The following is a 4,417-nucleotide window of genomic DNA, read 5'->3' on the forward strand; positions in this document are numbered from 1 at the left end:
AAATGTTGCACTTATTCTTGCAATTTATCAAATAAAAAAGAAGTGAGACGACAAAATGGATTTCTTTAAAATCGCAATTGTTGCCTCACTTCTTTTTAAGCTCTCTATTTTGGTATAATTGCTGTTCGTGTTATAATGTTTTTATACACTGAGAAAATTTCTTCAAACCTTGTTAGCTTGGGAGTGAGATAGAACTAAAATTTGAAAATGTTAATCGTCGCTCTTTTGATTTAATCATCCGATACAACATATTCCGTCAGATATTTTGTATAGTCTCACCTTGCAAGGTTGCTAAACAGTCTGTGAGACTGTTTGATTTTCATTGAATATTAGTAAAGAACGAAAAGAGAAAAAATGGTTTTATCAAAAAAACGTGCGCGAAAGGTGATTGAGGAAATCATCGCCCTATTTCCAGATGCAAAACCTAGCTTGAATTTTACCAATCATTTTGAATTGCTGGTAGCGGTCATGCTGTCGGCTCAAACGACCGATGCAGCAGTCAACACAGTCACACCAGCCCTTTTTAAAGCCTATCCAACTCCACAGGAAATGGCGGCGGCTTCAGAAAGCGAGATTGCCAAGTATATTGCTCGTCTGGGGCTTTATCGCAATAAGGCTAAGTTTTTGAAAAAATGTGCTCAGCAGTTGCTAGATGACTTTGGCGGTCAAGTCCCACATACACGAAAAGAATTGGAAAGTCTTGCAGGTGTAGGACGTAAAACAGCAAATGTAGTTATGAGTGTCGGTTTTGGTATTCCAGCTTTTGCAGTGGATACCCATGTGGAGCGAATCTGCAAACACCATGATATTGTCAAAAAGTCAGCTACACCGCTTGAAGTTGAACAACGCGTGATGGAAGTTCTGCCCAAAAATGAATGGCTTCCAGCTCATCAAGCTATGATTTGCTTTGGTCGTGAAATCTGCCACCCAAGAAATCCTGAATGTGACCAGTATCCACAACTGTATCATTTTGATTGAAAAAAAAAGAGGAGAAACCTCTTTTTTTATAACTCAATTTCCAATACAATTGGTGTGTGGTCTTGCCTTGTACCTGAGTCAATCATTTCTGACTTGGTTACTTTATCTGCAATTCGATTGCTGGTCAGCCAGTAATCAATTCTCCAGCCACTGTTATTGATTTTGCTGGTCTTGCTGCGTTGTGCCCACCAGCTATAAACATTTGGAATATCGCCGTGAATGTAACGGAAAGTATCAGTAAAACCACGATTTAACAGATTGGTAAATCCGGATCGTTCTTCATCTGTAAATCCAGGTGAGCGACGGTTGCTAGAAGGATGAGCGAGGTCAATCTCATTGTGGGCTACATTGTAGTCCCCTGTAGCAAGGACAGGTTTTTCTATGTCTAAAGCTGTTAGATAGTCAGCATATTTTTGATCCCATACTTGGCGTTCTACTAGGCGTTTAAGTCCATCACCTGCATTGGGAGTGTAGACTTGTGTGACAAAGAATTTTTCAAACTCAAGGGTAATAATACGCCCTTCGGCATCCATAGTAGAAGGTGCACCGATTTCTGGGAAGGTTATTTTTGGAGATAGATTCTCTTTGTATAAAAACATAGTTCCGGCATAACCTTTACGTGCAGGTTCTATAGAAGAGCGCCATGTAGTTTCATAATGTGGGAATAATTCATCCAAAACTTTTAGATGTTTTTTAGTTGGTCCGTTAGCAGATAATTTAGTTTCCTGAATGGCGATAATATCAGCGTCTAATCTTACTAAAGTTTGTAAAACAGCTTGTGACAATTGCGCGCGTGCAGAGTCGCTGGTCAAAGCTGCGTTGAGAGAGTCAATATTCCAAGATATGAGTTTCATACGGATACCTTTTCTAGATTTATTTTTTCTATTGTATCAAAAAATGACTGTCTAAGCGAGTTTGAGGTTGTAAAAAGGATAGTAAGGTGTATAATATTAGTCAAAGGGGATAAAAATGGGTGAATTATTATTATTGAAAGTCGTCTTATTCATATTCTTTCTTTGGTACCTTATTAAGTTACTTCGTTTGAGGGGAAAACAAACATCTTCTGAGCCATTTTGGGTACCGAAGAAAATTGGTGTTGGAATTGGGGTCAATCCAAGGAATACAGCTGGTTTTTGGGTAAGTCTGGCTGTGACACTTTCTATTCTTACTGTTCTTCTTGTTTTGATAGTATCTTTGATTTTGTAAAAGAGATTTGTGAAAATGTTTTTATAATAATATTGTTTGTAAAACGCAGTTTAGTGTGGTTTGCTTAAAAAAATATGGCAGGTGATAAATAGATCTTTCGTAGAAAGCAATAACAAAGTTTTAATCAAGTTTATTGACGCTGATCTCGTTAGCTGTATTTGTAACCTTCAACAGCTCCTCAGACTACTGGAGCTAATCATTGCTGCTGCGGAGCGGAATGATAAAATCCAACTCTTTAAGTTATTGATTTTGTCCTACTCTCTTTCTTTTTTAAAAGAGCCTGGGACAATAATGTCTCGATTCTATCAAAAAAAAGCAACGGTTTTACCGTTGCTTTTTGCATAGTTGCGATAGTCTTGGTAAAATAGAATTGCTTAATAAACCATTTAGAAAGGCTATCTCATGCACATTCACTATAACACAAATCAGACAACTTTGCCACTAGAACTTGCTTGTGTCTTGCCCCAAGGCCGCATCGTCTTCACTATCGAAAAGGTCGTCAATGCACTAGAAGCCGGTCAGTTTCAGTCTTTCTACATGATTTTGGTCGCCCTTCCTATCACCCAAAGTTACTTCTGTCTGCCCTCCTCTTTGCTTATTCCCAAGGAAGTTTCTCTGGCCGTAAGATTGAAAAGATGATGGCAGAAAATCTAGCCATGCAGTACTTGACAGGGCAGTTGGTTGTCAGCTACCGGACCATCAACCGTTTCCGTGTAGCTGCCGGGATGGAAAATCTGCTGCGAGAACTCTTTATCGAGCTCAATCTTCAGTTGAAAATGGAAAAGTTGGTAACACTTGATGGTCTCTACATTGATGGCACTAAGATTGAGGCCAACACCAATAAGTATAGTTTCGTTTGGAAGAAAGCGACAGAGAAATTCTCCGCTAAACTTCAAGAACAGATGCAGGTCTATTTCCAAGAAGAAATCACCCCTCTTATCCATCAAGCCATTGAACTGGATACACAAGAGTCCATCTCCTCAGAACAGTTGACTGAGTTCGCTCAACTTCTTGAAGAAGAATTGGCTGGACTGAGCCAAGATATTGAGGAAACACCAGTTAAAGGTAAGGACGAGCGTAAGACCAAACGCCGCAAGCTCAAGAAAGTCCTGCGTAAAGTCAAGGATGATTTTTCAGTGCGGGCCGAAAAATACGAGATTTATCAAGAGACCTTCCAAGGTCGAAAGAGTTTTTCTAAGACGGATCATGATGCGACTTTCATGAGAATGAAAGAAGATCCTATGAGAAATGGACAACTCAAACCTGGCTACAACCTACAAATCGCCACTGAAAATCAGTTCGTCCTTCACTATGACATTTATCCAAATCCAACAGATACCAGAACGCTCTTGCCTTTTTTAGAAACGTATCCACATGAGTTAAAAACGGTTGTCGCCGATGCGGGCTATGGTAGCGAGGAGAATCTTCTCACCTTAGATAGGATGGGCGTTGACCACTTGATTAAATATGGTCTTTTTGACAAGGAACAGAAGAAAAAACACAAAGAATCTAATAGGAATTTGGCTAACTGGACTTACGATGGAACAGCTGATTCCTACACCCATCCAGAGGGTTGGGTATACCAGTTTGACCATCTCAAACACAGCCATACCACGATAGGTTTCAAGCAGGAAATCAGGGTTTATAAGGCAGAACAACCTGACTTGGCTCCGCAAAAGGGACTTTATGTCAATGAGCGATATCAAGTCTTAAAACGAAAAGAAAGCCAAGTGCTTTTATCTGACGAAGGCAGTCACATCTTTGCCCAACGTAAAGTTGATGTGGAACCTGTCTTTGGTCAGATAAAGGCTTGTTTGGGGTACAAACGATGTAATCTCAGAGGCAGACGTCAGGTTAAAATTGACATGGGCTTGGTTCTCATGGCCAATAACCTACTGAAATATAACAAGAAATTAACTAAAAACTAAAAGAGAGACTTACACCAAATGTGAATCTCTCTTTTATTAGCTGAGAAATCTTTTTGTCTCAGGCTCTTTTTCTTTTTGTTCAATATAATTGTAGCGGGGAGATGCCAGCGAATATTGAATAGAGGTGAAACAATTTGCTTTTCTTTTTTATATTCAAATGTCGCTGGCTGATTTGTTATCAATTTCTTGAATCATATGTTACATTCTGGAGAGATCTGAAATTTTATAAATATTATATTAAATTATTATATTTTAATAGTAATGTTACCCGTGGTGCTAGTTAAGTTCAAAATAGCTCAAATGAT

At 39.0% G+C, this 4,417-nt stretch carries 4 protein-coding genes and 1 pseudogene; 3 read left to right on the plus strand and 2 right to left on the minus strand.

Features of this window, described 5'->3' with window-relative positions; genetic code table 11:
- Positions 1-354: 354 nt before the first annotated feature.
- On the plus strand, positions 355-978 hold the full coding sequence (nth, locus tag HMPREF3249_RS01690; protein WP_049533271.1) for an endonuclease III: 624 nt from the start codon (positions 355-357) through the stop codon (positions 976-978).
- A 26-nt stretch (positions 979-1,004) separates the two neighbouring features.
- Here nth and HMPREF3249_RS01695 read toward each other — a convergent pair whose 3' ends face one another.
- Positions 1,005-1,832 carry an exodeoxyribonuclease III gene (locus HMPREF3249_RS01695; RefSeq protein ID WP_049533272.1) on the minus strand — a complete coding sequence of 276 codons (828 nt, stop codon included), beginning with the start codon at positions 1,830-1,832 and terminating at the stop codon, positions 1,005-1,007.
- Positions 1,833-1,947: 115 nt separating this feature from the next.
- On the opposite strand from HMPREF3249_RS01695, the gene HMPREF3249_RS01700 reads away from it, so the two are divergent.
- On the plus strand, positions 1,948-2,184 hold the full coding sequence (locus tag HMPREF3249_RS01700; RefSeq protein ID WP_059221027.1) for a hypothetical protein: 237 nt from the start codon (positions 1,948-1,950) through the stop codon (positions 2,182-2,184).
- A gap of 235 nt (positions 2,185-2,419) precedes the next feature.
- Here HMPREF3249_RS01700 and HMPREF3249_RS09745 read toward each other — a convergent pair.
- A pseudogene (locus HMPREF3249_RS09745) lies at positions 2,420-2,617 on the minus strand (hypothetical protein).
- A 19-nt stretch (positions 2,618-2,636) separates the two neighbouring features.
- Here HMPREF3249_RS09745 and HMPREF3249_RS01710 point away from each other — a divergent pair.
- On the plus strand, positions 2,637-4,112 hold the full coding sequence (locus HMPREF3249_RS01710; protein ID WP_224785100.1) for an IS1182 family transposase: 1,476 nt from the start codon (positions 2,637-2,639) through the stop codon (positions 4,110-4,112).
- Positions 4,113-4,417 lie beyond the last annotated feature (305 nt).

The sequence above is a fragment of the Streptococcus sp. HMSC36C04 genome (assembly GCF_001839535.1).
Classification (GTDB): Bacteria; Bacillota; Bacilli; order Lactobacillales; family Streptococcaceae; genus Streptococcus; species Streptococcus hominis.

Bases quoted from the DNA above. Each gene is read 5' to 3' on its own strand.
- HMPREF3249_RS01695 (WP_049533272.1), bottom strand. From the start codon at position 1,832: ATGAAACTCATATCTTGGAATATTGACTCTCTCAACGCAGCTTTGACC.
- HMPREF3249_RS01700 (WP_059221027.1), top strand. From the start codon at position 1,948: ATGGGTGAATTATTATTATTGAAAGTCGTCTTATTCATATTCTTTCTT.
- nth (WP_049533271.1), top strand. From the start codon at position 355: ATGGTTTTATCAAAAAAACGTGCGCGAAAGGTGATTGAGGAAATCATC.